Source organism: Brevibacterium sp. (assembly GCF_031179145.1).
Taxonomy (GTDB): Bacteria; Actinomycetota; Actinomycetes; order Actinomycetales; family Brevibacteriaceae; genus Brevibacterium.
Genome location: NZ_JAPSIB010000006.1, coordinates 37,355 through 63,729, shown reverse-complemented (window position 1 = coordinate 63,729; position 26,375 = coordinate 37,355). Strand labels below are relative to the sequence as shown.

22 protein-coding genes are annotated in these 26,375 nt (G+C 66.2%); 14 read left to right on the top strand and 8 right to left on the bottom strand.

What is annotated here, in order from left to right:
* Positions 1-11: 11 nt before the first annotated feature.
* The 7 genes from RIT73_RS06395 to RIT73_RS06365 all read left to right on the top strand — a co-directional run bounded on the left by RIT73_RS06395 (position 12) and on the right by RIT73_RS06365 (position 7,934).
* A complete protein-coding gene (locus tag RIT73_RS06395; RefSeq protein WP_309131230.1) occupies positions 12-1,085 on the top strand; it encodes a LacI family DNA-binding transcriptional regulator in 1,074 nt (357 codons plus the stop codon).
* Positions 1,082-2,581: a family 1 glycosylhydrolase gene (locus RIT73_RS06390; RefSeq protein ID WP_309131229.1), complete on the top strand. Its 1,500-nt coding sequence runs from the start codon at positions 1,082-1,084 to the stop codon at positions 2,579-2,581. The genes RIT73_RS06395 and RIT73_RS06390 overlap by 4 nt, the downstream gene beginning before the upstream one ends.
* Positions 2,578-3,651, top strand: a complete 1,074-nt coding sequence (locus RIT73_RS06385; RefSeq protein WP_309131228.1) for an extracellular solute-binding protein — start codon at positions 2,578-2,580, stop codon at positions 3,649-3,651. Before RIT73_RS06390 ends, RIT73_RS06385 begins: the two co-directional genes overlap by 4 nt.
* Positions 3,651-4,640, top strand: a complete 990-nt coding sequence (locus RIT73_RS06380) for an ABC transporter permease (protein ID WP_309131227.1) — start codon at positions 3,651-3,653, stop codon at positions 4,638-4,640. Before RIT73_RS06385 ends, RIT73_RS06380 begins: the two co-directional genes overlap by 1 nt.
* Complete coding sequence (locus RIT73_RS06375) at positions 4,637-5,461, top strand: ABC transporter permease (RefSeq protein ID WP_309131226.1); 825 nt, start codon at positions 4,637-4,639, stop codon at positions 5,459-5,461. The genes RIT73_RS06380 and RIT73_RS06375 overlap by 4 nt, the downstream gene beginning before the upstream one ends.
* Entirely contained in the window at positions 5,461-6,714 is a 1,254-nt protein-coding gene (locus tag RIT73_RS06370) for an ABC transporter ATP-binding protein (RefSeq protein ID WP_309131225.1), read from the top strand. Before RIT73_RS06375 ends, RIT73_RS06370 begins: the two co-directional genes overlap by 1 nt.
* Positions 6,715-6,857: 143 nt before the next feature.
* On the top strand, positions 6,858-7,934 hold the full coding sequence (locus tag RIT73_RS06365) for a VanZ family protein (RefSeq protein ID WP_309131224.1): 1,077 nt from the start codon (positions 6,858-6,860) through the stop codon (positions 7,932-7,934).
* 108 nt (positions 7,935-8,042) lie between these two features.
* On the opposite strand, the gene RIT73_RS06360 is transcribed toward RIT73_RS06365, so the two are convergent.
* From RIT73_RS06360 to RIT73_RS06345, 4 genes are all read right to left on the bottom strand, one after another.
* On the bottom strand, positions 8,043-9,563 hold the full coding sequence (locus RIT73_RS06360; protein WP_309131223.1) for a sodium:solute symporter family protein: 1,521 nt from the start codon (positions 9,561-9,563) through the stop codon (positions 8,043-8,045).
* 254 nt (positions 9,564-9,817) lie between these two features.
* Complete coding sequence (locus tag RIT73_RS06355) at positions 9,818-10,519, bottom strand: response regulator (protein ID WP_309131222.1); 702 nt, start codon at positions 10,517-10,519, stop codon at positions 9,818-9,820.
* The gene (locus tag RIT73_RS06350) at positions 10,509-12,245 is read right to left on the bottom strand and encodes a sensor histidine kinase (protein ID WP_309131316.1); all 1,737 of its coding nucleotides are present in this window, start codon (positions 12,243-12,245) and stop codon (positions 10,509-10,511) included. The genes RIT73_RS06355 and RIT73_RS06350 overlap by 11 nt, the downstream gene beginning before the upstream one ends.
* A 59-nt stretch (positions 12,246-12,304) precedes the next feature.
* Positions 12,305-12,712: a hypothetical protein gene (locus RIT73_RS06345; protein ID WP_309131221.1), complete on the bottom strand. Its 408-nt coding sequence runs from the start codon at positions 12,710-12,712 to the stop codon at positions 12,305-12,307.
* Between the two features lie 334 nt (positions 12,713-13,046).
* On the opposite strand from RIT73_RS06345, the gene RIT73_RS06340 reads away from it, so the two are divergent.
* Positions 13,047-14,414 carry a cation:dicarboxylate symporter family transporter gene (locus RIT73_RS06340; RefSeq protein WP_309131315.1) on the top strand — a complete coding sequence of 456 codons (1,368 nt, stop codon included), beginning with the start codon at positions 13,047-13,049 and terminating at the stop codon, positions 14,412-14,414.
* 155 nt (positions 14,415-14,569) lie between these two features.
* Here the strand turns inward: RIT73_RS06340 and RIT73_RS06335 are convergent, their stop codons facing one another.
* From RIT73_RS06335 to RIT73_RS06325, 3 genes are all read right to left on the bottom strand, one after another.
* The gene (locus RIT73_RS06335; RefSeq protein WP_309131314.1) at positions 14,570-15,562 is read right to left on the bottom strand and encodes an APC family permease; all 993 of its coding nucleotides are present in this window, start codon (positions 15,560-15,562) and stop codon (positions 14,570-14,572) included.
* 27 nt (positions 15,563-15,589) lie between these two features.
* Complete coding sequence (locus tag RIT73_RS06330) at positions 15,590-16,000, bottom strand: hypothetical protein (RefSeq protein WP_309131220.1); 411 nt, start codon at positions 15,998-16,000, stop codon at positions 15,590-15,592.
* A 123-nt stretch (positions 16,001-16,123) separates the two neighbouring features.
* Complete coding sequence (locus RIT73_RS06325) at positions 16,124-17,224, bottom strand: P1 family peptidase (RefSeq protein WP_309131219.1); 1,101 nt, start codon at positions 17,222-17,224, stop codon at positions 16,124-16,126.
* A gap of 154 nt (positions 17,225-17,378) precedes the next feature.
* Between RIT73_RS06325 and RIT73_RS06320 the strand changes: the two genes are divergently transcribed.
* From RIT73_RS06320 to RIT73_RS06305, 4 genes are all read left to right on the top strand, one after another.
* Complete coding sequence (locus RIT73_RS06320; protein ID WP_309131218.1) at positions 17,379-17,978, top strand: TetR family transcriptional regulator; 600 nt, start codon at positions 17,379-17,381, stop codon at positions 17,976-17,978.
* Between the two features lie 157 nt (positions 17,979-18,135).
* Complete coding sequence (locus tag RIT73_RS06315) at positions 18,136-19,491, top strand: iron-sulfur cluster-binding domain-containing protein (RefSeq protein WP_309131217.1); 1,356 nt, start codon at positions 18,136-18,138, stop codon at positions 19,489-19,491.
* A 97-nt stretch (positions 19,492-19,588) separates the two neighbouring features.
* A complete protein-coding gene (locus tag RIT73_RS06310; protein ID WP_309131216.1) occupies positions 19,589-22,909 on the top strand; it encodes an SNF2-related protein in 3,321 nt (1,106 codons plus the stop codon).
* A 49-nt stretch (positions 22,910-22,958) separates the two neighbouring features.
* Positions 22,959-23,363 (top strand): DUF6157 family protein, encoded by a 405-nt coding sequence (locus tag RIT73_RS06305; protein WP_309131215.1) that lies wholly within the window; start codon positions 22,959-22,961, stop codon positions 23,361-23,363.
* Positions 23,364-23,436: 73 nt separating this feature from the next.
* On the opposite strand, the gene RIT73_RS06300 is transcribed toward RIT73_RS06305, so the two are convergent.
* Positions 23,437-24,288, bottom strand: a complete 852-nt coding sequence (locus RIT73_RS06300) for an aldo/keto reductase (RefSeq protein ID WP_309131313.1) — start codon at positions 24,286-24,288, stop codon at positions 23,437-23,439.
* A 103-nt stretch (positions 24,289-24,391) separates the two neighbouring features.
* Between RIT73_RS06300 and RIT73_RS06295 the strand changes: the two genes are divergently transcribed.
* Complete coding sequence (locus RIT73_RS06295; protein WP_309131214.1) at positions 24,392-25,486, top strand: PLP-dependent cysteine synthase family protein; 1,095 nt, start codon at positions 24,392-24,394, stop codon at positions 25,484-25,486.
* Between the two features lie 140 nt (positions 25,487-25,626).
* Positions 25,627-26,100, top strand: a complete 474-nt coding sequence (locus RIT73_RS06290; RefSeq protein ID WP_309131213.1) for a hypothetical protein — start codon at positions 25,627-25,629, stop codon at positions 26,098-26,100.
* The last annotated feature ends 275 nt before the right edge of the window (positions 26,101-26,375 follow it).

Below are 26,375 nucleotides of genomic sequence, written 5' to 3'. Positions count from 1 at the left end.
AGGGGCTTTCCATGGCGACTCGAGCGGGTCGACCACGCGCTGCAACGATGGCCGACATCGCGGACGAGCTCGGGTTGTCCGTGCCCACCATCAGCCGCGCCCTGCGCGATCATCCCGATGTCGGCGTGAAGACCAAGGAGACCGTCCGCGCCGTCGCCGACCGTCTCGGATACCGCATCAGCCCCGCCGGACGCGCCCTGCGCACCGGACGCTACGACACCATCAGCTTCGTCATCCCGCTCAACCTCATCGGCTGGTGGGAACCCCTGCTCAGAGGCGCCGGCCACGCCGCAGCGATCAACGGCTTCCGCCTCACCCTCAACCCCGTCGATGACGCCTACCTCCAGTCGATGAATGACCAGGCCCCGCTGCTCGGCGACGACCTCACGTCCTTCTTCGCCCGCTCCGCCGGTCAGCCCATCGACGGTTTCGTCGTCGTCTCCCCCACCGACGACGACTGGAAACCCACCGCCCTGGCCACCGGCGCTCCGGTCGTCATCATCGACGACCTCCGCCCCCACCCGGGCTTCCATGTCTGGGCCTCAGAGAACCACGACAGCGCCAAGGACGGGATCGTCCGCCTCATTTCCTCAGGGAGGAAACGCATCGTCGCTCTCTCCCCCACCTCGGCGTTCACCGGTCTTGCTCTCGACGAACGACTGGCCGGCTACACCGAAGCGATGGAGGACGCCGGGCTCGAACCGCTCATCCTCGACTCCGACGAGACCTACCCTGCCTCCCACCTCACCTCGAACGCAATCGACGGCCTCCTGGAGGCCGGAAGGGAATTCGACGGGGTCTTCTGCCCCGTCGACTTCGCCGCCTTCGCGGTGTTCCGATCGCTGCGGCGCGCCGGCCTCACCGTTCCCGAGGACGTCGCCGTACTCGGCTTCGACGGGGATCCGGCCGCACTCGCCCTCGATCCTCCGCTGTCGACGGTGGCCCAGCGCTTCGACGAGATCGGCGCCGGCGCCGTCACCACCCTCATCGACCTCATCCGCAGCGACGACAGCGACAAAGCACCTGCCGCTGCACCGCGCACCCACCTCATTCCCCCGGTCTTCATCGAACGGAGCTCCACGTGACACTGTCCTTTCCCCCCGGCTTCCTCTGGGGCACGGCCACGGCCGCCTATCAGATCGAAGGCGCGGCCGCCGCGTACGGGCGCTCCCCGTCGATCTGGGACGACTATCTGCGCGAACACGGCACCCACGGTGACACCGGCGACGTCGCCTGCGACCACTACCACCGATGGCAGCACGACCTCGACCTTGCGGCCCGCCTCGGCGCCGGTGCCTACCGGTTCTCCGCGAGCTGGTCCCGAGTGATGCCCGACGGCCGCACCGTCAACCGCGAGGGCCTCGACTTCTACGAGCGCCTCGTCGACGGACTCCTCGACCGCGGACTCACCCCCGCGCTGACGATGTACCACATGGACCTGCCCGCCCACCTCGACGGCGGCTGGTCGAACCGCGACACCGCACTGCGGTTCGCCGACTACGCACAGGTCCTCACCGAGACCCTCGGAGACCGCGTGGGCATGTGGATGACCGTCAACGAGCTCTACTACGAATCCTGGGTCGGCTACGCCGAAGGCGCGTTCCCACCTGGGCACCGCGACAGCGCCAAGGCCGTCGCCGCCCTCCACCACATGCTCCTGGCCCACGGACTCGGCGTCAGCGCCGTCCGCGAACACTCTCCCGCCGCCGAGGTGGGGCTCGTCTCCGGATACGCCCCCGTCGTCCCCGCCACCGATCACCCGGCCGACGTCGCCGCAGCAAGCACCGCCCACACCCACTCGATCGACGTCGTGCTCGGCCCGGTTCTTCAGGGCCGATACCCGCAGGAGTACGCCGAGCACCCGGCACGGGCCGAGGCGCTCGCGGCCACCGTCGTCGACGGCGACTTGGACCTGATCGGGGCCGAGGTCGACTTCATCGGGCTCAACTACTACTTCCGCCGCCATGTCGTCGCGGCCGACAGGGTCACCGACCCTGAGGTCGTGGCCGTCGCCGATCCACCCGGTGACTTCCTCAACCTCACCCACCTCAAGGAGATCGGAGCCGCCGAGGTGCGCCCCCGGTCCCGGCATCGGACGATGGCCGATTGGACCCCGGAGCCCGAGGGCATCGCCCAGATGCTCACCGACGTCACCGCCGACTACGGGCCCGTCCCCATCCACATCACTGAGAACGGTCTGCCGCTGCCCGACTACGCCGGAACCGACGGCGCCGTCCGCGACCCCGAGCGCATCACCTACCTGCGGGACCACCTCGCGGGGATCCACACCGCCATCGCCGGCGGTGCCGATGTGCGCGGGTACTTCGTCTGGTCGCTGCTCGACAACCTCGAGTGGACCAGCGGATTCGGCCATCGATTCGGACTCGTCCACGTCGATTACGCCACGCTCACCCGCACGCCCAAGGCGAGCTTCGACTGGTACGCCCAGGTCGTCGCGGACAACGCTGTGCCCACCGGCCATCCAGTGCCCGCAAATGCCCTGCCCACGACAGATTCCATCCCGACCACCACTCGTCCCGCCGCAGAGTCGCAGCGGGAGATGATCCAAGGAGCATCATGAAGACACGATCGGCAATTCTCACCGCAGCCACGAGCGCCGCGGTCCTGCTCGGCACGACGGCGTGCTCGGGCGGCCTGGCCGGCCAGGACACGAGCGAATCGCTCGTCGTCGTCAACTGGTCCGGCTACGGCTCCGACCTCGACTGGGCCACCAAGGAGTTCCAGGAGAAGACCGGCGCCGAGGTGGTCCACCGCTACATCTCCTCGGAGACCGAACTCCTCGAGCTGCTCCGCAGCGGCAAGGGCGACATCGACGTCGCACTGCCGAACTTCCAGTTCATCGGCCCCGCCATGGACGACAAGCTGATCCAGCCCCTCGACGAGGCGAAGCTTGAGAACTTCGACGAGGTCGTTCCGGTCCTCGCCGAGGAGGAGGCCTTCCGCCGCGATGGCGACCTCTACGGTGTGCCCTGGGTGTGGGGCTACAGTTCCGTCTTCTACGACACCGAGGAGATCAAGGAGGCGCCGAGCACTGTCGCCGACCTCTGGGATCCCAAGTACAAGGGCAAGGTCGCACTCGTCGACGATGCCACGCTCAACGTCCTGCTCGCAGCCCTCTACCTCGGCGAAGATCCGAACAACCCGGACTTGGAGAAGGTCGAGAAGGCGCTGCTCGATCTCAAGGCCAACTCCGGGCTCATCACCACCGCCACCGAGGAGGTCGCCAAGGCGCTGAGCTCCGACACCGTCGACATCGGCATCTTCCACTCCTCGAACATCGCGCAGATCGCCGCCGACGGCATCCCCGTTGAGCTGACTCTGCCGAAGGAGGGCGCCGTGGGCTGGGGTGACACGTGGACGATCGCCGCGGACACCCAGAAGGAGGATCTCGCCTACGAGTGGATCAACTTCGTCACCAGCAGCGACTTCGAGAAGCGGTGGGCCGCCGACCCCGAGGCGGGTTCCCCTGCTCCGGCGAATCAGGCTGCCGTCGAGGCACTTGACGCCGAGTCCCGTGATCGGGTGCAGGCGGATACGAAGGTGCTCGACAAGCTCGCGCTGCAAGCTCCTCTGCCGCAGGAGACCCTCGACGCATGGGTCGATCTGTGGGAGCGGGTCAAGGCTGCCTGATGAACCCCCTGGCACGTGTCGGCAGGCTGATCCTCGCCATGCCGGGGATCGGCCTGCTGGCGCTGTTCTCCATCGTCCCGCTCGTTCTCCTCGTCGTCGACGCCGTCAACGCGCCGACGGGACTCGGGTTCGACCAGTTCGCCCGCGTCGTCGAGAACCCGCAGTACCTCGAACGACTCGCCTTCACCCTGGGCATGGCATTCGTCGTCACCGTCGTCAGCATCGCGATCTCCTGGCCGGTCGCCTGGACGATTGGCCGTCACGTGGGTGAGAGGAACCGGCCGGTGCTGCTCGCACTCGTCATCATCCCGTTCCTCACCTCGCAGCTGCTGCTCATCTACGCGATGATGGTCCTCCTCGGCGCGAAGGGTCCGCTGATGGCGCCGTTGGAGTCACTGGGACTGGCCGCCGAGGGCGCATCGATCCTCTACACCCCGTGGGCGACTCTGGTGATGTTCGTCTATGAGTCGATCTCCGTCATCGTCATCGTCCTCTACACCGCCGCCGAGCGGATCGATCCGCGGCTGCTCGCCGCCTCCCGGACGCTGGGCGCGGGGCAGGTGCGGACCTTCTTCACCGTCATCGTCCCCGCGAGCGCCACCCAGCTCATCGCGGCGGTCGGGATCACCTTCGTCGCCACCGCCGGCGCCTTCGCCGAGTCGGCGGTCCTCGGCGGTCCTGAGGGGACGCTGTTCGGCAACATCATCGCCGATCGGATCTCCGGCGGAGGCGATGACGGCGTCACGGCCGCGCTGGCCGTCGTCCTCCTCGTCGCCTCGTTGGCGGTGGTCGTCGTGCTCGCGCTGCTCATCACCCGCGTCTCGCGTCCGCTGCGTCCACTCACGGACCTCGACACCGCCTCGGCGCCGGATTCCGCACGCTCAGGCCGCCCGGGCCGGTCCGGTCAACCGGGTCGATCCGGCCGCCCGGGTCCGGCGTCGGTGCGACGGTCACGTTCGATTCCCACCGCCGCCGAGGTGCTCACATGAGATCACGTCCCGCACTCCTGACGATCTGGACCGTCGTGATCATCGTCGTCCTCTATGTGCCGATCCTGGCGATGATGGTGATGTCATTCAACGACTCCCGGTTCGGAACGCTGCCGTTCGAGTTCACGCTCAAGTGGTATGCGGAGCTGACGCCGACAAACCCGCTCATCCAGGCGACCTACACGAGCATCCAGCTCTCGATCCTCGTCGCGGGCACCTGCGTCGTCGTCGGCACCCTGCTCTCACTATGGCTCGCCCGGCCGGGAACTCCGTGGCTGCGCAACGCCGTCAACTCCAGCCTGCTTGCGACCGTGACGATTCCGATCCTCATCCTCTCGGTCGCGATCCTCGGCATCGCCAACCGCCTCGGCCTGGGGCAGAGCGTGACGTCCCTGTGGCTCGGCTGCACGGTGGTGTCCCTGCCCTATGTCGTCTTCGTCGTCTCGGCCCGGATCGCCTCGCTCGACCCCGCGCTGCTCAATGCATCGAGGTCCCTGGGCTTCGGTCCGTTCCAGACGTTCCTGCGGGTGACCCTGCCGCTCATCCGCTCAGCCGTCCTCGCCGGGGCGCTGATGGCCTTCGTCACCTGCTTCAACAACTTCGCCGTCCAGCTCTTCCTCGCCCCGCTCGGGGTGCAGACCCTGCCGGTGAATATCTATGCCCAGACCAGGGTCGGCATCTCGCCCGACATCAATGCGGTGTCGACGCTGACGATTCTTGTCCTCATCATCCTCGTCGTCGTGCTGCAGATCCTCAGCGGCAATGCCGCGAAAGTCGTGTCCGGAACAGGTCCGTCCGGCACCGGGAAGGAGACCCGCTGATGTCCCGCCTCACCCTGTCCTCACTGTCCAAGTCCTTCGGCTCGAAGACGGTCCTCAAGGGGATCGACCTCGAGGTCCCCGAAGGCTCGTTCTGCGCTCTGCTCGGCCCATCCGGGTCGGGCAAGACGACGATCCTCAACATCGTCGCCGGAATCGAGACTGCCGACACGGGCACCATCGACCTCGGTGGACGGTCGCTCAAAGGCCTGCCGCCGGAACGCCGCAACATCGGCGTCGTGTTCCAGTCCTACGCCCTGTTCCCACACCTGAGCGTGGCCGACAACATCGCCTTCGGACTCAAGTCACGGAAGGTGCCCCGCGCGGATCAGAGGCGGAAGGTCGCCGAGGTGCTCGACCTGGTCGGACTGGGCGAATTGGCCGACCGGAAGCCGGCGCAACTCTCCGGCGGTCAGCAGCAGCGCGTCGCCTTGGCCCGTGCCCTGGTCATCGAACCCGACCTACTGCTCCTCGACGAGCCCCTGAGCGCCCTCGACCGCAAGGTCCGCGGCGACATGCAGGCGGAGCTCGCGCGCATCCACCGGGAAGCGGGAGTGACCACTGTCATGGTCACCCACGACCAGGAGGAGGCGCTGAGCCTGGCCGATCAGGTCGTCCTGCTCAACGACGGAGAAATCCAGCAGCGTGACACCCCGGAACGGATGTACCGTAATCCGGCCTCGCCGTTCGTCGCGGGGTTCATGGGCGTCCAGCACTTCCCCGGAGTGCTGCGGGTCGCCGAGGCGGCTGGGGCTGGCGTTGGTGCGGGCAAAACGAGCGTGCCGGCCGCGAGTGACGTGCTGGGCGCGGGTGACGTGCTGGGCGCGGGTGACGCGCTGGGCGCGAGTGACGCGGTTACCAGCACCTCGCCGCAGGACCATGTCCTCGAGGTCGCGGGCCTCGCGTTGACCGGCGTCGACATTCACGTGCCTGGTGGTGCCTCCAGCGCAACCATCGGAACCACGATCGGAACCGCCATCGATGCCGCGCCCAGAACCGGCGTCAACGTCACGGCCGCGATCGCCGCCGAAGCGGTGTCAGTCTGCGCCGCGGATGCTGCACCGACCTCGGCCGCCGGCCGCGCGACGGTCGATCGCATCGTCTTCCTCGGCCCCACCGCCGAGGTCATCGTCTCCGCGAATGGCGGTCCAGAGATCCGCGCGCTGCTGCTCTCCCGCGACGCCGTGGGTCTGCACGAAGGCTCCGAGGTCGAGGTCAGCATCGATCCCGCGGGAGTGCGCGTCTGGGCGAACTGAACTTTCATCACTTCTGGAACTATGCATCTGTTCCGGAACAGATGCATAGTTCCAGAAGTGATGGACCAGATCGAGAACGGAGCCGAGACACTCACATCGGAGTGAGGCCCCGCAATCCGGACCGCCCCTAATACGATGTACGCATGGGTAACTTCGCGATCCCGGCAGTGGTGGCAGTCTTCGTCGGATGCGGTCTGGCGGTTCTCGCATTCGTACCATTCGTCGCCATCAGCTACCGGCGACGCGGTCAAATGACCCTCTGGCGCACAGCGTCCTGGTTCGCCGCGCTCATCTATGCGATGTCGTTGTGGACCTATACGCTGCTGCCGCTGCCTGACCCAACGGATGTGACCTGCGCTCCCATGCAGCTGCGACCGTTCCAATTCGTCGCCGACATCTTCGACTACGACACGAGCAGCCTCAGTGCACTCGTGTCGAATCCCGCGGTCCTGCAGGCGACCCTCAACGTCGTCCTGTTCATGCCGCTGGGGTGGTTCCTCAGACAGCTCGCCGGTCGAGGCCTGGTCGTGGCGACGATCAGCGGTGCGCTCGTATCACTGCTCATCGAGCTGACCCAGTTCACCGGCGTCTGGGGGCTCTACTCATGCGCCTATCGGGTGTTCGACGTCGACGATCTCATGCTCAACACGCTCGGCGCAGTGGCCGGATCACTCATCGCCCTGCTCGTCCTCCCACTGGCGGACGAGACTCTCCCGTCATCCGCAGACAGCCGTGATCCGGAGACTCCCCGTCCGATCACCGCCACCCGCCGGCTGATCGGCGTCGCCTGTGACGTGCTCATCGTGTGGCTGAGCTCGTGGGCGGTGCTCATCATCTTCTCCGCCGTCGAGATGCTGGCCGGGCAGTCCCCGGTCGATGAGCCCGGCTTCTGGGTGAGGGTCAGCGCATTCGCCCTGCCATTCGTCGCGCAGCTGGTGTCCGTGCTGACGACCGGAGTCACGCTCGGCGAGCGCATCGTCTTCATCACTCCGGCGGGCCACAGTCTCCCCCGCCCGGCCTCTCGCCTCCTGCGGTTCATCGTCGGCATCGGCGGTTACACGGTCCTGTTCTCCCTCGACCTGCCGATCGCCGGGTTGCTGCTCTCCATCCTCGTGATCGTCTCGTTCGTCATGGTCTTCACGACCCGCAATCACCGCGGTCTCGCCTGTGCGGTCGCCCAGATGGACATCGCCGACGCCCGAGCCGGCAGGACCGTCTGATCTTTCATCACTTTTGGAACTATGCATCTGTTCCGGAACAGATGCATAGTTCCAAAAGTGATGAGGCCCGGCCTGAGAAGCAGGAGCCTCCTCGGCGAGCCTCTCACCTCACTGCACGACGGCGGTTTCCTCCCCCGCACCTCGGTGAGGGTCCGCACCTCTGCGAGGGTCCGCGTCACTGTTTTCGTCGGCGCCTCGGCGGCCCCCGGCGAGGAACGCATCGGCCTTCGCATACTCGGGTGTGGTCGCCAGCGAGACTCCGATGTAGAGGGCGAGACTGATGCCAAGTCCGATGAGCACGCGGGTCACCGCACCCTCGGCCCAGAAGTGCGGGAGGCCGACCCCGAGCTCGACGAGGAAGCCGTAGACGATGAAGCCGCCTCCGCCGATGATCGAGGCGATCGCACCGGCGGAGTTTGCGCGGCGCCAGAAGAAGCCGAGGACCAGCGGGAAGAACACGCCGGCGGCGAGCATCTCCGAGGCGAGGGCCAGGAGTTTGAGCGCGCTCGGCAGCTGGACGGAGACGATGAAGCCGATGACCGCGGCCACGAGGGTCGCGGCCCGTGCGATCCACACTTTCTGCTTCTCGCTCACCCCGCCGCGGATGGCCTTGGTCGTCAGCTCGGTGAGGTAGAGGGAGGAGAGGTTGAGGGTCGTGCAGATCGTCGACATGATCGCCGCGGCGATTCCGATGAACACGATGACGCCGAAGATCGGCAGGAAGTGGCTGGTAGCCAGGGTCGCGACGATTCCTTCCTCGGGCGGTTCGTTGAAGGCCGCGATCGAGGCGATGCCGGTGAACACGACGAGGAAGTACAGCGGAATGAAGTAGATCATCGCGTGCGCGCTGACCTTGCGGGCCTCGCGCGGGGACTTCGTCGCCTGCAGGCGCTGCCAGGCGGCGGGGTCGATCGTGAAGGCCAGGCCGAAGGCGATGACGTAGCCGAGATTGGGGCCGAAGCCCTCCCACAGGTTGAGGAACGCGGCGTCGCGTTTGGTCTCGATCGTCTGGATGATCGCGTCGGGTCCACCGGAGACGATGATCGCGCCGACCAGGCAGACGATGAGACCAACCATGAAGAATGCGAACTGCGCGGTCTCGGTGAGCACCACGGCCCGGAACCCGCCGATCATCGCGTAGAGGAGGGAGAAGACGATGCCGATCGCCACTCCGAAGGCGAAGCTGATGTTGAAGAAGACCATGAAGAACAGGCCCAGCGCGACCATCTGGCTCGCACCCCAGACCATGAGGTAGACCGCGGTGACGATCGAGAGCACGGTGCCGGCGGTCTTGTTGTAGCGGGCGGTCATGATGCCGTCCTGCGACAGCGCGCCGGCGCGGCGGATCACGGGCCCGAGGGCGAACAGCGCGACGACGGCGATGACGGTCGGTCCGCCGAGCACCCACCACGAGCCCATTCCCTGCGAGTTGGCCTCGTCGACGGAGATCAGCGCGGAGTTCCCGCCATACCAGGTGGCGACGAACGCCATCGCCAGCATCCAGGCGGGCATGACGTTGCCGCCGAGGAAGTAGTCGGACTCGGTGTCGGTGCGCCGCTTGTAGAGAGCGACCCCGAGCAGGATGAGAAAGTAGGCGGCGAGGGCGCCGATGAGCCAATACGGAGACATCGTTGTTTCCTTCTCTCGAGGACATCTGTCGGCCGAGCCCCTCGGGAACCCTCCACGTTGAGAGACCTCTCTGGCGGACCTCGGCTGCCCTCACTTTTCGCCACCTCGACGGGGGCTTCAACACTCGTTCTCAGGCGCTGGGAATCACACCCGGCGGCGGAACTGACGGCACCGGCCTCGCTGCACTGAGCCGGCCCGGCGGAATCTACACCCAGCAGCGCCGACGTCGCGGGGCCGGCCGACCCACGGCGAAATCACACCCAGCGGTACTCGTACTCCGGCCGCCCCGGGGTGCCGTGCCGAGGCTGCTTGAGAACCTGCCCGGTGTCGACGAGGTGCTCGAGGTACCGGCGCACCGTCACCCGGGAGAGGTCGAGGCGCCTGCCGACCTCCGTCGCCGACACCGGCGTGTCCGCTGCCCGGACTTCGCTCGACACTGCGGTCAGCGTCTCCTCGATCAGGCCCTTCGGCAACCGGCCCGGAGTCGCCGAACGCAGTGCCCGCAGCGCATTGTCGACCGACGCCTGGGTGACGAGAGGCCCGCCATCGGTGAGATTGAGGCGGAACGCCCGTTGGTTCTCGAGCTTCTCCCGGAATGCTGCGAAGGTGAAGGGTTTGATGAGGTACTGCGTGACCCCCACCGAGATCGCCGATTTGATCACCTGCAGGTGCCGAACCGCGGTGATCGCGATGATGTCCGCACCGAGGCCGCGGCTGTTCATCCGACCGGCCACCTCGAGCCCGTGCGAATCCGTGAGGTTCATGTCGAGCAGGACGATGTCGGCGGGGGTGCCCGCGGCGGCGAGGGCGTCGAACGTCGCCAGCGCCTCGGCGCCGCTCAGCCCGATTCCGGCGACGCTGAAACCGGGCACCCTGCGGACGAAGTCGGCGTGCGCCTCGGCGGTGAGCGGATCGTCCTCGACGATGAGCACCCGCAGTTCGTGGTCACTGTCCATCGTCGCCTCCTTCGGCATCCACGGTTCCGGTGTCATTGCCGGCACCCCCGCCGAAACGGTCCGTGCCGTCATCATTCGGAACACCCCCGCCGAAGCGGTCCGTGCCGTCATCATGCGGAACACCCTCGCCGAGGTGACCCCCCGCCAGCGGCAAGGTGACGGTGAAGATGGCTCCCGCGTCGGAGTCGACCTCCACGTGTCCGCCGAGCCTCGTCACGACCTGGCGGACCAGCATCAGCCCGAAACCGCGCCCGCCCGGCTTCGGTGGGGCGCTCTTGTCGGAGGCGCCGAGGTGGAAGATCGCGTCGACGTCGGCGGGGTCGATGCCGGGTCCGGAGTCGGCGATCGAGATGATGAGCTCCCCGTCGGCCGCGACGAAGTCCGCCCAGACCTGACGCTCCTCGGAGTTCGCGGCGGCGTCGAAGGCGTTGTCGAGGAGGTTTCCGGTGATGGTGACGAGATCGCGTGCGTCGAGGGTGCCGGGAGGCAGCTCGCCCGTGGCCGAGACGCTCAATTCGATCCCGCGTTCGTGGGCCTGCGCGGCCTTCCCGATCAGCAGCGCCGTGATGAACGGTTCGTCGAGGGATTCCACGAACGAATCGGTCAGCCGCTGCGACTCCTGCTGGTCGCGCACCGCGAACTCGAGAGCCTCCCGGTCCCTGCCGAGCTCGATGAGCGTCGACACCGTGTGGAGGCGGTTGGCGTGCTCGTGGGTCTGGGCTCGCAGGGCCTCGGCCAGTGTCGTCATCGTCGCCAGCTCCCCGCTGAGCTCCTGGAAGTCGGTGCGATCACGCAGAGTGGCAACAGTGCCCCCGCCGGGGACTCCGTCACCCCGAAGCTGTTCCCGGCCGCGTCCCGGCGGGCCGGCGTCCGGCTGCCCGGCCTGCTTCTGGTTGACGACGAGAACCCGGTCGCGGGTGAGATGGATTTCGTCGACCGCGACCCGGCCCGAGGCCAACAGGGAGCGCATCGATGCCGGGAGGTCGACGTCCTCGAGCGACACCGGTTCCCGATCATCGGATGCGGGCAGTCCCAGCAGCGCCGCGGCCTCGTCGTTGTAGAGCACCAGCCAGCCATCGTCGTCGACGAGGATGAGCCCCTCCCGCAGCGAATGCAGAGCCGAGTCGTAGAAGGCGAAGAGGCTCTTCAGCTGTTCCGGGCCGTAGCCGAGCGTGACTCGTCGCAGATAGCGGCTGACCATCCATGAGCCGAGTCCGCCGAGTGCGATGGCGGCGAGCGCGACAATGATGATCTGCGGCAGTGACGCGGCCTGAGCCACCGACAGGGTCTCGAGGGTGACGCCCACGGCGACCATCGCGGTCACCCTCCCGCTGTCGTCGAGGATCGGCACGATCGCGCGCACCGAGGCGCCGAGCGTTCCGACATACTCCTCGACGTGGCTCTCGCCGCTCAGCGCGGGCGAGACGGTGCCGATGTACTCCCGGCCGATCTCCTCGGCGCGCGGATGCGTGTAGCGGGTGCGGTCGCGGTCCATGATCGTCACGAAGTCGACGTCGGCCGTCGAGACGACGGTGCGGGCGAACGGCTGGAGCGCGGCGGAGGGGTCAGCGCCGTCGACGGAGGCGATGACGAAGGGATCGTGCGCCAGTGTCTCGGCGATGCTGAGCACCCGCGCCGAGGTGGCTTCCCGTGCCGCGTTCATCCTCGAGACGTAGCTGGTGAGGCTCAGTGCTGCGCAGACGATGACGATGAGCACCAGCTGCATGACGAACAGCCGGCGCGCCAGCGGCCCGCTGCGACGCTGGTTCCGAGGGGCCGCGGGAATCAGTCCTTGGACCCGCCGGAGAGCATCAGCGAGGTTCCGATCGCCACCAGCCACGTGTCCTTGGCCAGGGGAATGCCCTCCTGCGAGGGACGGATTCCGTCATCCTCGGTCATGCTGTCAATGGCGAAGTAGTTGGCGACGAGCCCCGAGGCGAAGGTCGTCAGGGCGGCTCCGGCCATCCGCGTCGGAACGAAAGGGCACAGCAGCGCCGCGCCGACGGCGATCTCACCGTAGGAGAGGAACTTCCCGAACTGGGCCGGAGTCATCTTCTTGACGAAGGGAACACCGCTGGCAGCAGTTTCCTGCAGGCCCTTGGCGGTCTCCTCATCCATGCCGAGCTTGCCGATGCCGGAATTGAGGATGAAAGCACCGGGGACGGCGCGCAGAACCGCAGTGTTGAGCTTCATGTCCTTCTCCTTCGTTGAGTGATGGCTTCTTCGCTGAGTGATGACTTCCGGCTCAAGACTAATCTCGCCCGCACCAGGTCCGCCACAGATTTCCGCCATGAACACTATGAACGCAACCGTGACGCAGAGCATACGTGTTTGGGAGTCTGAGTGAGCACTTCGCCGCGATCACCTCGGCGAACACACCACTCAAGGAGGAGAGATGGCAATGTCGCCACGTCACACCGCGCCCGGGGCACCGGAGGGACGCGTTCCCGAGGCCAGCGCAGCAGGCACCGGACCGGCAGCCGGCGCGCCCGCGCGGAAGAAGGACCGCACGCACTGGCTCTACATCATGGTCATCATCGCCGTCGTGCTCGGCGCGGCGATCGGACTGGTCTTCCCCGATGCCGGGACGGCCCTCAAACCCCTCGGCACGGCCTTCATCGCACTCATCAAGATGATCATCGCCCCAGTCATCTTCTGCACCATCGTCCTCGGCGTCGGTTCGGTGGCCCGGGCCGCGACCGTGGGCAAAGTCGGCGGACTGGCCATGCTCTACTTCCTCGTCATGGCGACGTTCGCCCTGGTCGTCGGGCTGGTGGTCGGCAACATCATCCACCCGGGCACGGGCCTGCAGCTCAAGCCGTACGAGGAGGGATCGGGCGATTCCAACCACACCGTCGACTTCCTCCTCAGCCTCATCCCCGGGGACCTCCCGGTGCTCCCGACTCTGGTCCTCGCCCTGCTCGTCGGCTTCGCCCTGCAGTCCATGGGCAAGGCGGGAGAACCCGTGCTCAACGGCATCCGCCACATCCAGGCAGTCGTATTCAAGCTCATGATGATGATCATGTGGGCCGCGCCGATCGGTGCGTTCGGAGCGATCGCGGCCGTCGTCGGCGCGACCGGCTGGGCCGCCATCGCCTCGATGGCCGTGCTCATGGGCGCCTTCTACCTCACGTGTGCGCTGTTCATCGTCATCGTGCTCGGCGGCCTCCTCAAGGTGGTCACGGGGCTCAACATCTTCCGTCTGATGAAGTACCTGGCCCGCGAGTACCTTCTCATCTTCTCCACCTCCTCGTCGGAATCGGCGCTGCCCCGCCTCATCGCGAAGATGGAGCATGCCGGTGTGTCGAAGGCGGTCGTGGGCATCACCGTGCCGACCGGATACTCGTTCAACCTCGATGGCACGGCGATCTACCTGACGATGGCGTCGCTGTTCGTCTCCAGTGCGATGGAAACGCCGATGGACCTTGGGCAGCAGATCTCGCTGCTCGTCTTCATGATCATCGCGTCGAAGGGCGCGGCGGGCGTCACTGGCGCCGGCCTCGCAACGCTGGCGGCGGGCCTGCAGGCCCATCGCCCCGAACTCCTCGATGGCATGGGAGTCATCGTCGGCATCGACAAGTTCATGTCGGAGTGCCGCGCGCTGACCAACTTCACCGGCAACGCGGTCGCCACCATCCTCATCGGTCGCTGGACCAAGGAGATCGACATGGCGCAGGCGCAGGCGGCACTCACCGGGGCCAGCCCGTTCGACGAGCTCAGCCTCGAACCCGACGCCCACGGCGCGGCTTCGCCGGAGGCGACGTCACAGGATTCGACTTCGCCGGAGTCGGAGTCAGCGGTCGGGGCCGAGCTCGGGTCCACAGCTGAGGCAGGGGCCTCGGCCGCGCCACAGTCGTCAACTGGGCAGAAGCAGCCCGAGCTGTCGCAGGCCTGATCGGCGAGGCCCGAGCGGCCGGGGCCGGTCCGAGCCGCCGGGGCGCGCCTCGGTCCCGGGACCGGCTTGAGCGGAGACAAGGAGTGGGGCGCAGCCAGTAATGGGTGTGCCCCACTGCCGCATTCACCAGCGCTGCGGTCGACCCGGTGGACCAGCTACCCCGAGGCCGGCACCTCGGCGCGCTGGCGTCCTCCGATGAACCAGCCGATGACGAGTGCGACGAAGGGGACGATGGCGAGCATCGTGCTCAGTTCCACGCTGTTGCCCGTCACCAGCGTGAAGTTGGACAGGACGATGATCATCGCGGCGAGCAGTCCGAGAGAGGCGATGACCGGCACGATGATCGTCCGCCACCGCCGCCCGTCCCTCAAGTGTGCATTCCGGGAAAAGAAGACGATGACGGCCACGGAGGTCAGCAGCATGAGGATGGTCATTCCCACGGTCGCCACTCCAGCCATCGACCCGAACACCCCGACCAGAGGATCGACGTCGAAGACGGCGAAGACGCCGACGATGACGGCCGCCGTCACGGTCTGGACCACCGAGGAGACCGACGGAGAATGGTGCTTCGGATGCACTCGCGCGAGGGCCGCGGGCAGGACCCTCATTCCCGCCAGCACGAACTGATAGCGGGCGATCACGTTGTGGAAGGAGAGGACGCAGGCGAACAGGCTCGTGAGCAGGAGAACATTGACGAGATCCCTGCCGATCCGGCCGAGCTGGTCGTTCGTCGTGTCGAGGAGCATATTCGCCTCGCCGTCGAGGGTCCGCTGGGCCGCCTCGGCGACGAAGTCCGGCCCGATCGCGACCACGAACGCCCAACAGGTGAAGGCGTAGAAACCGCCGATGATGAGGACTGCGGCATAGGTGGCACGAGGGATGGTGCGTTCGGGAGATCGTGCCTCGTCGCGGAAGACCGCTGTCGATTCGAAACCGATGAATCCGGTCAGGGCGAAGAGCACGGCGACTCCGATGGCTCCCTCGAGGAACGTGCTCGGTGCGAACGACTCGAATGTGATCCCTGCAGGTCCGGGATGGACGAGGATCGCGAGATCGAGGATCACGACGATTCCGATCTCTGCGACCAATGCGACGCCCAGCACCTTCGCACTGAGATCGATGTGCCGGTAGCCGAGGAATGCGACGATGAGCAGGGCGATGAAGGAATAGACGGGCTAGGGCACGCTTGGACCGTTGTAGAAGCTGACGGTGTCATCGATCGCCCATCCGATGTACCCGTAGATTCCCACTTGAATCGCCGTATAGGCGACGAGGGCGACGATCGCGATGCCCATGCCCGCCCGCTTCCCGAGACCCAGGGTGACATAGGAGAAGAAGGCCCCGGCCTGCCGGACGTGCGGAGTCATGGCGACGAACCCGACGGAGAAGAGCAGCAGGATGAGTGCCGCGATGAGGAATCCGACAGGAGCGCCTGCCCCATTGCCGAGACCGATTCCCAAGGGCATGTTCCCGCCGATCACCGTCAGCGGGGCAGCTGCGGCGACGACCATGAAGACAATCCCCATTGTCCCCAATCGGCCGGTGAGCCGTGCCGGTGGTCGTGTGCTGTCGTCGATGTCTTCCATGGCGGCCTCCTTGACGCTGGGAATGTTGATCGTGGTGCGGTCGTGCTTCGGTGCGGATCGGTGCTGGGATCACCTGCGGCGCTGGGAGCAGCGGAGGCATCGTCCGCCGCTCGCCGGCCGAGCTCAGGCGTTCATCGCGGTCATCAGCAGTTCGTGATCGATTGCGTGGGCAGTGGTTCCCGTCGGCCCGGTGAGCGTCGTCGCAGAGACCAGGCAGTTGAGGATGGCCTCTTCGGTGGCGTCGATGACCAGGTCGAAGAAGCTCGTCATGAGTTGCGGGGCGATCATCGACAGCCCGATGGTCGCGGGTTCGACGTCAGTCCGCTCGTCCCAGAGATAGGGCGGGATCCCTCGATTGCCCGTGGAGAACGCGAGCATGAGGTCTCCGCTGTACTGTTCCCCAGCACCTCCCATTCGTCCGACGCCGAGGGCTGCGCGCTGGGCGAGCCTGGAACACTGATGAGGCAGAAACGGCGCATCGGTGGCAACGACGACCACGATCGACCCGGAACCGGGTTCGAACCCGCGCGGAACCTCTGGGGTGGGAATCACCTCGGCGCTGATCCTCCGACCGACCGGCACTCCGTTGATGCTCAACCGCTCTCGCCTGCCATGGTTGGCCTGGACGAAGACGCCGACGGTGTACCGCCCCTCGGCTGTGTCGATGACGCGCGAGGACGTGCCCGACCCACCCTTGAATTGGTGACAGATCATTCCCGTGCCGCCGCCGACATTGCCTTCCGCAGGCAGGTCCGCCGAGGCGGTGCGCAGCGCCTCGGCCACGTGGCGCTCCGTGACATGGTGACCGTTGATGTCGTTGAGCACTCCGTCATAGGTCTCCGCGACAACGGGCAGGCACCAGTAGGGGCCCGGACCCCTCCGATTCACCTGCTCCTTGACCAGGGCGTCCCTGACGAGCCCGAGGCTGTGGGTGTTGGTCAGCGCGATCGGCGACGTGAGTTCGCCGGCTTCCCGAACCCATTCGAGGCCGGTCATCTCGCCGCTCCCATTGAGCCGATGGGCTCCGGCGAACACCGGCTCGGTCCAGACGTCGTCATGCGGGAGGATCACGGTCACGCCGGTGTTCACGGTGCTGCGCTCCCCCTCGGCGGTGACGCCTCCCACGGTCGCATAACCGACGTTGACACCGGGCACATCGGTGATGGCATTGAGTGGTCCGGTCGAATGCCGACCGATTTCGATTCCGAGATCTCGAGCTCTCACAGTTCCCCTTCAGTTTTTTTCCTCACGTGAAAATAATGGACCCGTGTGAGCCGGAGCACAAGACTCCTGCCGATATTTCTCAGACATTCCTGTGCCTCCTCCTGTGTATCTGTACTCTGGTCAGGCAGCAGATCAATCGAGTAAGGGAGCAGCGGTGGCGCGACCGAATACACAGGCCCGACGCCGTGAGGACATCCTTCAGGCCGCGATCTCACTGGTCGGCGAGGCCGATCTCGCCCAGCTGACGATCCCCCAGATCGCGAGCCGTCTCGGTATGACGGCGAACGCCATCAGGTACTACTACCCCGATGCGGAGAGCCTCATCGCCGAACTGGCCGCCCGGTCGAATGCGCGCTTCTATGAGGATCGGCTCGAACTCATCGAATCCATCCCCGGCTACCCCGAGAAGCTCCAGAAGCTGATGGAGGCAGGGCTTCCGGCCGGACCGGACGACGCAGAATGGCGCGTGATCTGGATGGCGATCCTCGACGCCGGTTTCGACCTGAGGAACCGCAGCGACGTCGGAGCCATCTACCACCGTCAGGTCGGTCTCTATGAGTCCGTTCTCGACGAGGGGGCGAACGTGGGCGCCTTCGCCCTGCAGCAGGACGCACACGACATCGCCATGACGATCATGTCCATGGAGGACTATCTCGGCTATCGGATCGCGGCGCGAGACCCCCTCATCACCCGTTCCACAGCCCTGCAGCTGATGACTGACTATGTGAGGATCGCCGTCCGGCCACGTGACTGAAACCTCCGGTTCTCACAGGCTGAGAACTGCTGTGGCCCGAGCGGTCCTGTCAGACCCAGGCTTGGAGGTGTGAAGGTCTCGAGATGTTGTCCTCGGAGCCGAAGCAACTGAGAATCACGACCCCTGCGTATGACAGGGACATGGCAGAGGAGGACCGATGACGGCCACCATGCTCGGCAGCGCTTCGATCGGTGCCTTCGACGGCGTGAGCCTCGATATGCTCATCCGCCAGGGATTCCGCCCAGTTCCGATCACGCGGACACAGCTGGTGACTCCCGACGTCCTCCTGGTTGAGCTCTCCCCCGCCGAGGTGACAGCCCCCTTCACCCCCGGATCCCACCTCGAGGTGGCGATCCCTTTGCCCGAGGGACCAGCGATCCGCCATTACTCGCTCGTCAGCCAAGTGGGTGCAGGCGCAAGGGCGGATGTGGGCGCGGGCGCACGGTCAGATGTGGGTGCGCGCGTACGGCCGGATGCGGGCTCAGGAGTTCGTTCGGATGTGGGTTCGCTGCAGATCGCGATCCTCCGCGAACAGGACGGCCGGGGTGGTTCCGCCTGGCTGCACGAGTACCTTCCTTCGTGTGCCTCCGTGCTGGTCCGCGGACCTCGTGACACGTTCGGCTACCGCGGGGACGGGCCCGCCTTCTTCGTCGCCGGCGGAATCGGGATCACCCCGATCACGGCCATGGTCGCAGCGGCCGCCGAGGCGGGAGTCGACTGGCACCTGCTCTACGTCGGCCGCCGACACGAGTCGATGGCCTTCGCCGACGACCTCGCCCGCACCTACGGAACCGAGAACGTCACCATTCACATCACGGAGGAATCGGGGAGGCCCGACGTCGTCGGAACCGTTCTCCAGTGGGCCGCGAACGCCAGTGCCGACGCCACGGCGAAGGCGGAGATGGCCTCGACTTCCGCCTCCGGCGCCACCACCTCGGCGAGTACGTCCAAGCCGGAAACGGCGGTCACCGTCTACACGTGCGGGCCCGTTCCTCTCATGCATGCCATCGACGTCGGGCTCGCCGACAACCCGAGGATCACCGTGATCAGCGAAGACTTCGACAGCGCGGTGACCCCGGCCGGTTCGCCCGCCCCCGATTCGCCCGCCCTGAATTCGCAGGGAGGGACCACCTCGGCGGCATCCGAGCGGACCACCGCCGCGGCTGACACACTGAGCTCTGCCGCGGGCTCTGACCACGAGAACCTCGCGGCAGTTTCCCCCGGAACAACCACCGCCGCGGCATCGGACCAGCCCTTCGTCGTCGAGCTCGGCGACGGGTCCGAGGTCGACGTCCCGGCCGGCTGCTCGATCATCGATGCGCTCAGCAGAGCGGGCATCCGCACACTGAGCTCGTGCCGGAAGGGCACATGCGGGACGTGTGAGACGGTGATCCTCGATGGCGAGGCCGACCATCGCGACTCGGTCCTCTCCCCCGCGGAGCATGCCGCGCAGGAGACGATGATGATCTGCGTCTCCCGCGCCTGTGGGAAGCGGATCGCGCTCGACCTCTGATCCGCCGCCGGGCGCCCCCTCGCCCCACTGCAATCTCGCCCCCACGGCCCGTCCCGCCTCTGACCGCCGTGTCAGGAGCGCCTGCGACAATGAGGACGTGAGCACAGCCCCACCCTTCGTTCCGCCTCCGGAGATCATCGCCCTCGTCGGCCAGGCCTCATTCCAGCGCGGATCCGCCTATGCGCGGGGTGGACATGTCCTGTCCGCTCGATGGAGCGACGAGGAATGGATCCTCACCGGCGAGGTCGCCGGCAACGCCCCTCAGCCCTACCGGGTCCGGATCTCCGTCGAGTACGACGAGGACGAGCACTCGGCGATCCCCGAGGAAGGCGACTGCACGTGCCCCATCGGATTCAACTGCAAGCACGTCGCCGCGGTCCTCATGGCCGGCAACGAACACAGCCGAGCCCACCTCATCAGCGAACTCTCCAGCACCGCCGGGGTGACGACGCTGAGTTCACTGGCCCGGACGCAAGCCGATGTCAGAGCGGCCGCGCCACCGCAGACTCCGGAGTGGCAGTCCCGCCTGGAACGCTTCGCGGTCAGGCCCGCCAATCGGCAGCCGACGATTCCCCTGGGCTTGGGATTCGAGCTGCGCTCCCGTCCGCAGAGAAGCTGGTATTCGCACACGTCGACGACGCCGCTGACCGCCGAAGACCTGCGGAAGGGCGTCCTCCCCAGCCTTGTGCTGCGCCCAATCATGCCCGGCAAGAAGAACAACTGGATCAAAGGGAACCTCAATTGGGGCACGCTCGTCGGCGGCCGCTCCAGCCTCAATCTCGACCGGGCGCAGTCCGAATGGTTCGCCCAGTTCGCCGAACTCCACGCCGCCGTCTACACCGCCCCGTTCGGTCGCACGGATGAGCTCGAACTCGACACCTTCGACAGCCCCCTGGTGTGGTCGCTGCTCGACTGGGCGACGAACCTCGACATCGCCCTCATCGGTCTGACGAAGGGGCTCACGATCCGCCGATCTCCTCCGGGGCAGCTGCGCATCGACACCACCCGCAGCTCCGACGGGCTGCGTCTGACACCCCAGGTGGTCGTCGAGGAGGCGACTTACGATGCGGGCGCCGCGCTGCCGATCGGGCACCACGGGTTCTACTGCATCAGCGTCGACGGCACACGGATCGACCTCGCCCTCGCCCCGACCCGCACACCCCTGACCGCCGAGCAGCGCGAGCTGCTCATCAACCCCGCCCCCATCGACGTGCCCGAGGCGCACACCGAAGAGTTCTTCGACAGCCTCTACCCGCAGGTCCGGCTGAGCACCCCCGTCATCAGCAGCGACGAGTCCGTCGACCTCCCCGAACTCCAGCCCGCGCGCCTTCACCTCACCGCCGCGTTCGGCCGCAGCAATCGGCTGCAGCTGAGCTGGTCCTGGCACTATCACAATCCCGACCGGATCCTGCACCTGATCCCGGTCTCCGACGACAACCGCGATGTCCGGCGGGAGAAGGACGTCCTCGCCGAGGTGCGCGCGATCTGGCCGAGCATCGGCACTCAGCCGCGCGAAGAGCTCATCGGCATCGAAACCGCAGAATTCACCTCTCGCGTGCTGCCGCAGCTCGAAGCCCTCGACGAGGTGGAAGTGCAGATCGAGGGCACCCGACCCGAGTACCAGGAGCTCTCCGCCGACCCCCACGTCAAGGTCACGACCGCCGAAACAGACACCAACGACTGGTTCGACCTCGGCTTCGAGGTCACTGTCGACGGGACACACGTGCCCTTCGTCGACCTCTTCCGAGCCCTGGCGACGGGACAGGATCACGTGCTCCTCGACGACCACACGTTCTTCTCGCTCGACCACCCCAGCTTCGACAAGCTGCGCGAACTCCTCACCGAGGCGCAGACCCTGTCCGAATGGTCGCCGCAGGAGCCGTCGATCAGCCGCTACCAGGCAGGTCTGTGGGCTGAGCTCGAGGACCTCGCCGACGAGACCGACGAAGCCACCGGCTGGCAGGAATCGGTGCGTGCCCTGTCCGGGGTCGATCCGATCACCGAGGTGGATGTTCCGGACACCGTCCACGCCGATCTGCGCCACTACCAGCGTGAAGGATTCCGGTGGCTGACGTTCCTGTGGAAACACCACCTCGGCGGGATCCTCGCCGACGACATGGGACTGGGCAAGACCCTCCAGACCCTGGCGCTCATCGCCCACACCAGAGCCACGCAGACGAATCCGTTCCTCGTCGTCGCCCCCACCTCGGTGGTGGGGAACTGGAACCTCGAGGCGGCGAAGTTCACCCCCGACCTGCGGGTGCGCGTCATCGACGCCACGTCGAAGAAGCGCCGGACCCCGCTGGAGGAGGAGATCGAGGCGACCGACGTCGTCATCACCTCGTACGCGGTGCTGCGCCTCGACGCCGAGGCGTTCCAGTCGGTCGAGTGGGCCGGGCTGATCCTCGACGAGGCCCAGTTCGTCAAGAACAACGCGGCCAAGGTCCATCAGGCCGCTCGAGCGGTCAAGGCGCCTTTCCGATTGGCGATCACGGGGACGCCGATGGAGAACTCGCTGACCGATCTGTGGTCGCTGAGTTCGATCGTCTCGCCGGGCCTGTTTCCGTCGCGGATGAAGTTCCGCGAGGAGTACGTGCGTCCGATCGAATCCGGTGAGGCGCCGGAGCGGATGGAGACACTGCGCAAGAGAGTGAGGCCGTTCATGCTGCGCCGCACCAAGGAGCTCGTCGCCGCTGAGCTGCCGGACAAGCAGGAGCAGGTGCTCACCGTCGAACTCGGGCCCAGGCATCGCAAGCTCTATGACGCGGTCCTGCAGCGGGAGCGGAAGAAGCTGCTCGGGCTCATGGACGACCTCGACAGGAACCGCTTCGCCATCTTCCGCTCGCTGACGCTGCTGCGGATGCTCGCCCTCGACCCCGGGCTGGTGGATCCGGAGCACGATGACGTCGGATCGAGCAAGGTCGAGGCCCTGTTCGACCACCTCGACGATGTCATCGCCGAGGGTCATCGGGCGCTGGTGTTCAGTCAGTTCACGAGTTTCCTCCACCGGATCGCGGCCCAGCTCGATGCCCGTGGAGTCGACTACGCCTACCTCGACGGCTCCACTCGCAGCCGCGCCAAGGTCATCGAGTCGTTCCGGAGCGGGAGCGCCCCGGTGTTCCTCATCAGCCTCAAGGCCGGTGGCTTCGGCCTCACCCTCACCGAGGCGGACTACGTGTTCCTCATGGACCCGTGGTGGAACCCGGCTGCCGAGTCGCAGGCGATCGACCGCACCCACCGGATCGGCCAGACGCGCAACGTCATGGTCTACCGGCTCGTCTCCGAAGGCACCATCGAGGAGAAGGTCGTCGCCCTGCAGCAGAAGAAGGCCGAACTCTTCACCTCCCTCATGGACGATGGTGAGGCGTTCAGCTCGACGATCAGCGCCGACGACATCCGGGCGCTGCTGGGGGAATGAGTCGCGTTTATCCAATCCTCGGAGATGCTGCGCCACCGATAATGCAGTCATGACGACCAACTACACGAACACATTCATCAGGGTGGCCCAGGATTCCGCGCTGACCGGGCCCAAGGTGCCCGCGCCTCGGGAGAAACAGTCGATCGCCCAGCTCCAGTACGAGCTGCTCATCGATGATCCCTACGCTCTGACCTCCGATGACCTGCTGTTCGACGTGCATGCGATCCGGAAGGGCATCGCCGACGAGGAGCGGGAGGCCGCACGGGAGGAGTTCTTCTCCAAATCACAGGCCTGCCTGCGCGCCTCACCCCTGCCGAAGACGCATGGCTGGGGCCTCCACCATGACGTCGCGAGCCGTATCGCCCTGATCCCGCTCGGCAGTGATGAGTACCGACGGCTCAGCGAGGACGAAGGGGTGCAGCAGCTTCACGCCATGCGGTCGAAACGGGCGTGAGTCATACCGTCGGCTGAAGCCGGCACTCAGCGGTATGCTCCACCGAGAACCCGAGCCGTTCCTGACCAGCGGCCTACATCTCCTCGTGGGTGTTCGGGTCCCGGTCCTTCATCCGACCGCGCGCGAGGCCGGAGATCGCCTCCACCTCGGCGGGGGTGAGGGAGAAGTCGAAGATGTCGAGATTGAGCAGCTGCCGGGCAGGGTCGGCGGACTTGGGGATCGGGATGCTGCCGATCTCGTGATGCCAGCGCAGCACCACCTCGGCGGGGACCACCTCGTGATCCCGGGCGATCTCGATGATGGCGGGTTCGCTGAGCAGGGAACCAGCGCGGCGCAGGGGCGACCAGGATTCGGTCCGGATGCCCATGGCGCGGTGGAACGTGAGCAGCTCGGGCTGCGGGAAGTACGGATGGAGTTCGACTTGGTTGACTGCCGGGGTTACGCCGGTCTCCTCGACGAGCCTCTCGAGCATGGGTTCGGTGAAGTTCGAGACGCCGATCGAGCGGACGAGTCCGCGTTCGCGCAGTTCGATGAGCCCGCGCCAGGTGTCGACGTACTTGTCGACGCTGGGATTGGGCCAGTGGATGAGGTGGAGGTCGAGGTAGGCGAGCTCGAGCCTGGACAGAGATTCCTCGGTGCTCGCGATCGCCTCGTCGAAGCCGTGATGACGGCCGGGGATCTTGCTCGTGACGAAGAGTTCGTCACGGTCGACGCCGCTGGCCGTGATGGCCTGGCCCACCTCGACCTCGTTCTCGTAGTTCACCGCAGTGTCGAGCAGACGGTAGCCGTTGGCGATGCCGGCGACGATCGCCTCGACGCCTTCGTCACCTCGGAGGTTGTAGGTGCCGAGGCCGATCGCCGGGATCGCTGCTCCGTCGTTGAGGAGGAAGTCGGGGACCTGGAGTTCGGGCAGTGGATCGCTCATTCCTCCACGGTACGGCGCAGATCCTGCCGCGTCGAGGGTGACCGCCGGCCATCCGCCCTGCTGGCTCTGCTCGGCCACCGGCGTCGAGCAATAGGATAGGGCCATGACAGCCGAGCCGATGATCGAGCATTCGCCCGCCCACAACGACCGCGATTGGGCATCCGTCGCGATCGGCAAGCTGCGGGCCGATCAGAATCGGTCCGCAGACACCCACCTGGTGGCCGTGCCGATACCGGGTCTGCCGGACGTGGACCTCTATCTCAAGGACGAATCGACCCATCCGACCGGTTCGCTCAAACACCGGCTGGCGAGGTCGCTGTTCCTCTACGGGCTGTGCAGTGGGCTGATCGGCGAAGGCACGCATATCGTCGAGGCCTCGAGCGGTTCGACGGCGGTGAGCGAGGCCTACTTCGCTCGCATGCTGGGGCTGCCATTCACCGCTGTGGTCGCCCGGTCGACGAGTCAGTCCAAGGTCGACCTCATCGAGTTCTACGGCGGCCGCTGCCATTTCGTCGAGGCCCCGGCGCTGGTCTACGAGGAAGCCCGTCGGCTCGCCGCCGACACTGGCGGGCACTACATCGATCAGTTCACCTTCGCCGAACGTGCGACGGATTGGCGCGGCAACAACAACATCGCCGAATCGATTTTCGAGCAGATGTCCTTAGAACGGCATCCTGTGCCGCGGTGGATCACCGTCGGCGCCGGTACGGGTGGCACCAGCGCGACTCTCGGCCGATATGTGCGCTACCAGTGCCTCGACACCCGGATCGCGGTGGTGGATCCGGAGAACTCGGTGTTCTTCCGGTCCTATCGTGATGGCGAGCCGGCCCCGTGGAACGGACACGGATCACGCATCGAAGGCATCGGCCGCCCGCGCTGCGAACCCTCGTTCCTGCCCCAGGTGGTCGACCACATGGCAGCAGTGCCGGATGCCGCCTCGGTGGCCGCCGCACACTTCCTGCGCGATCGCACCGGAGCACTCGCCGGACCGTCCACCGGCACCGCGCTCTACCTTGCGACGAAGCTGGCGTGCACGATGGATGAGCCGGGCTCGATCGTCTCCCTCATGTGCGATACAGGCGTCCGCTACCTGCCGACGTACTTCGACGCCGAGTGGATCGCCGCGCAGGGCTGGGATCTGCAGCCGTATCTGGAGGTGCTGCGCCGCGCCTGGGACACGGGCGAGTGGACCGGGTGAGCTCAGCTCGGCGCCGCCGAGGCGCGAGACGACTATGCTCCTGCCCCTGGAAGTGGGGATGTCGGGGGCGGGCGCGGTACGGAAGCATGGACGGTGAATCTATCTGCTGTTTTCAAACACACAGACCAAGGAACCGAGGCGTGCCCATCTTCAACCTACCGTACGAGTTCCGAGCGAGAACGTTCTCGATGCCGTGCTCCCTCGAGGAAGCCAAGCGTCTCATCCATGACCAGGTCAACCCTTCAGGCGAACAGCCATTTCATCTCCTCGCATCAGAGCCGAAGCTGCTACCACCGTTGGCGCAGGCCATCTACCTGGAATCCTCCGACCACGGCCGGATTGTGATCAGTGCAGGAAGCCGGACTCGCACGTTCTGGCGACTGCGCCTCATACTCCAGCGCGATTATCACGTTGAAGGCGTCTTCGGCGCCATCGAAGTCAACGACCCCACGGTGTGGTCCCAGTTCGTCGTGGCGATGAATGATGCGCTCAGGGCCGCCGTAGTGAGTGGTTGCGGTACGGTCAGACGTTGGCCCGAACCCAGTCCCACACCGAGTGTCGATAAACCGACGGCGGCAGTCAGTTCACCCCGGGACGCATGTAGCCAGGACTGAAAGCAAAGACCACGGACCCTCGGCCAGTTCCCGAAGATCCGTGGTCGTAGTCATTCCTGAACTTGCATCCTATTTACAGGGAACGGAAATTGTTGCACCTCGATAGTTCGGTCCCTTGCTCCAGTAACTCTGACCGCCGAGCCTGGTCTCAATCCTGGCGTTGACGTAAAGTTCTTCCTTTCCAATTCTGTCGTAGTTGCATTTGACCCCTGAAGCCCAAATCGTGTAGGTTCCTGCGCTTTTCGTTCGCTTCACCCCATGGGTGATGTACTGAG

Bases quoted from the DNA above. Each gene is read 5' to 3' on its own strand.
- RIT73_RS06360 (WP_309131223.1), bottom strand. From the start codon at position 9,563: ATGTCTCCGTATTGGCTCATCGGCGCCCTCGCCGCCTACTTTCTCATC.
- RIT73_RS06305 (WP_309131215.1), top strand. From the start codon at position 22,959: ATGACGACCAACTACACGAACACATTCATCAGGGTGGCCCAGGATTCC.
- RIT73_RS06340 (WP_309131315.1), top strand. From the start codon at position 13,047: ATGGTCATCATCGCCGTCGTGCTCGGCGCGGCGATCGGACTGGTCTTC.
- RIT73_RS06395 (WP_309131230.1), top strand. From the start codon at position 12: ATGGCGACTCGAGCGGGTCGACCACGCGCTGCAACGATGGCCGACATC.
- RIT73_RS06300 (WP_309131313.1), bottom strand. From the start codon at position 24,288: ATGAGCGATCCACTGCCCGAACTCCAGGTCCCCGACTTCCTCCTCAAC.
- RIT73_RS06355 (WP_309131222.1), bottom strand. From the start codon at position 10,519: ATGGACAGTGACCACGAACTGCGGGTGCTCATCGTCGAGGACGATCCG.
- RIT73_RS06315 (WP_309131217.1), top strand. From the start codon at position 18,136: ATGACGGCCACCATGCTCGGCAGCGCTTCGATCGGTGCCTTCGACGGC.
- RIT73_RS06375 (WP_309131226.1), top strand. From the start codon at position 4,637: ATGAGATCACGTCCCGCACTCCTGACGATCTGGACCGTCGTGATCATC.
- RIT73_RS06295 (WP_309131214.1), top strand. From the start codon at position 24,392: ATGACAGCCGAGCCGATGATCGAGCATTCGCCCGCCCACAACGACCGC.
- RIT73_RS06385 (WP_309131228.1), top strand. From the start codon at position 2,578: ATGAAGACACGATCGGCAATTCTCACCGCAGCCACGAGCGCCGCGGTC.
- RIT73_RS06330 (WP_309131220.1), bottom strand. From the start codon at position 16,000: ATGGAAGACATCGACGACAGCACACGACCACCGGCACGGCTCACCGGC.
- RIT73_RS06350 (WP_309131316.1), bottom strand. From the start codon at position 12,245: ATGCAGCTGGTGCTCATCGTCATCGTCTGCGCAGCACTGAGCCTCACC.
- RIT73_RS06345 (WP_309131221.1), bottom strand. From the start codon at position 12,712: ATGAAGCTCAACACTGCGGTTCTGCGCGCCGTCCCCGGTGCTTTCATC.
- RIT73_RS06380 (WP_309131227.1), top strand. From the start codon at position 3,651: ATGAACCCCCTGGCACGTGTCGGCAGGCTGATCCTCGCCATGCCGGGG.
- RIT73_RS06365 (WP_309131224.1), top strand. From the start codon at position 6,858: ATGGGTAACTTCGCGATCCCGGCAGTGGTGGCAGTCTTCGTCGGATGC.
- RIT73_RS06370 (WP_309131225.1), top strand. From the start codon at position 5,461: ATGTCCCGCCTCACCCTGTCCTCACTGTCCAAGTCCTTCGGCTCGAAG.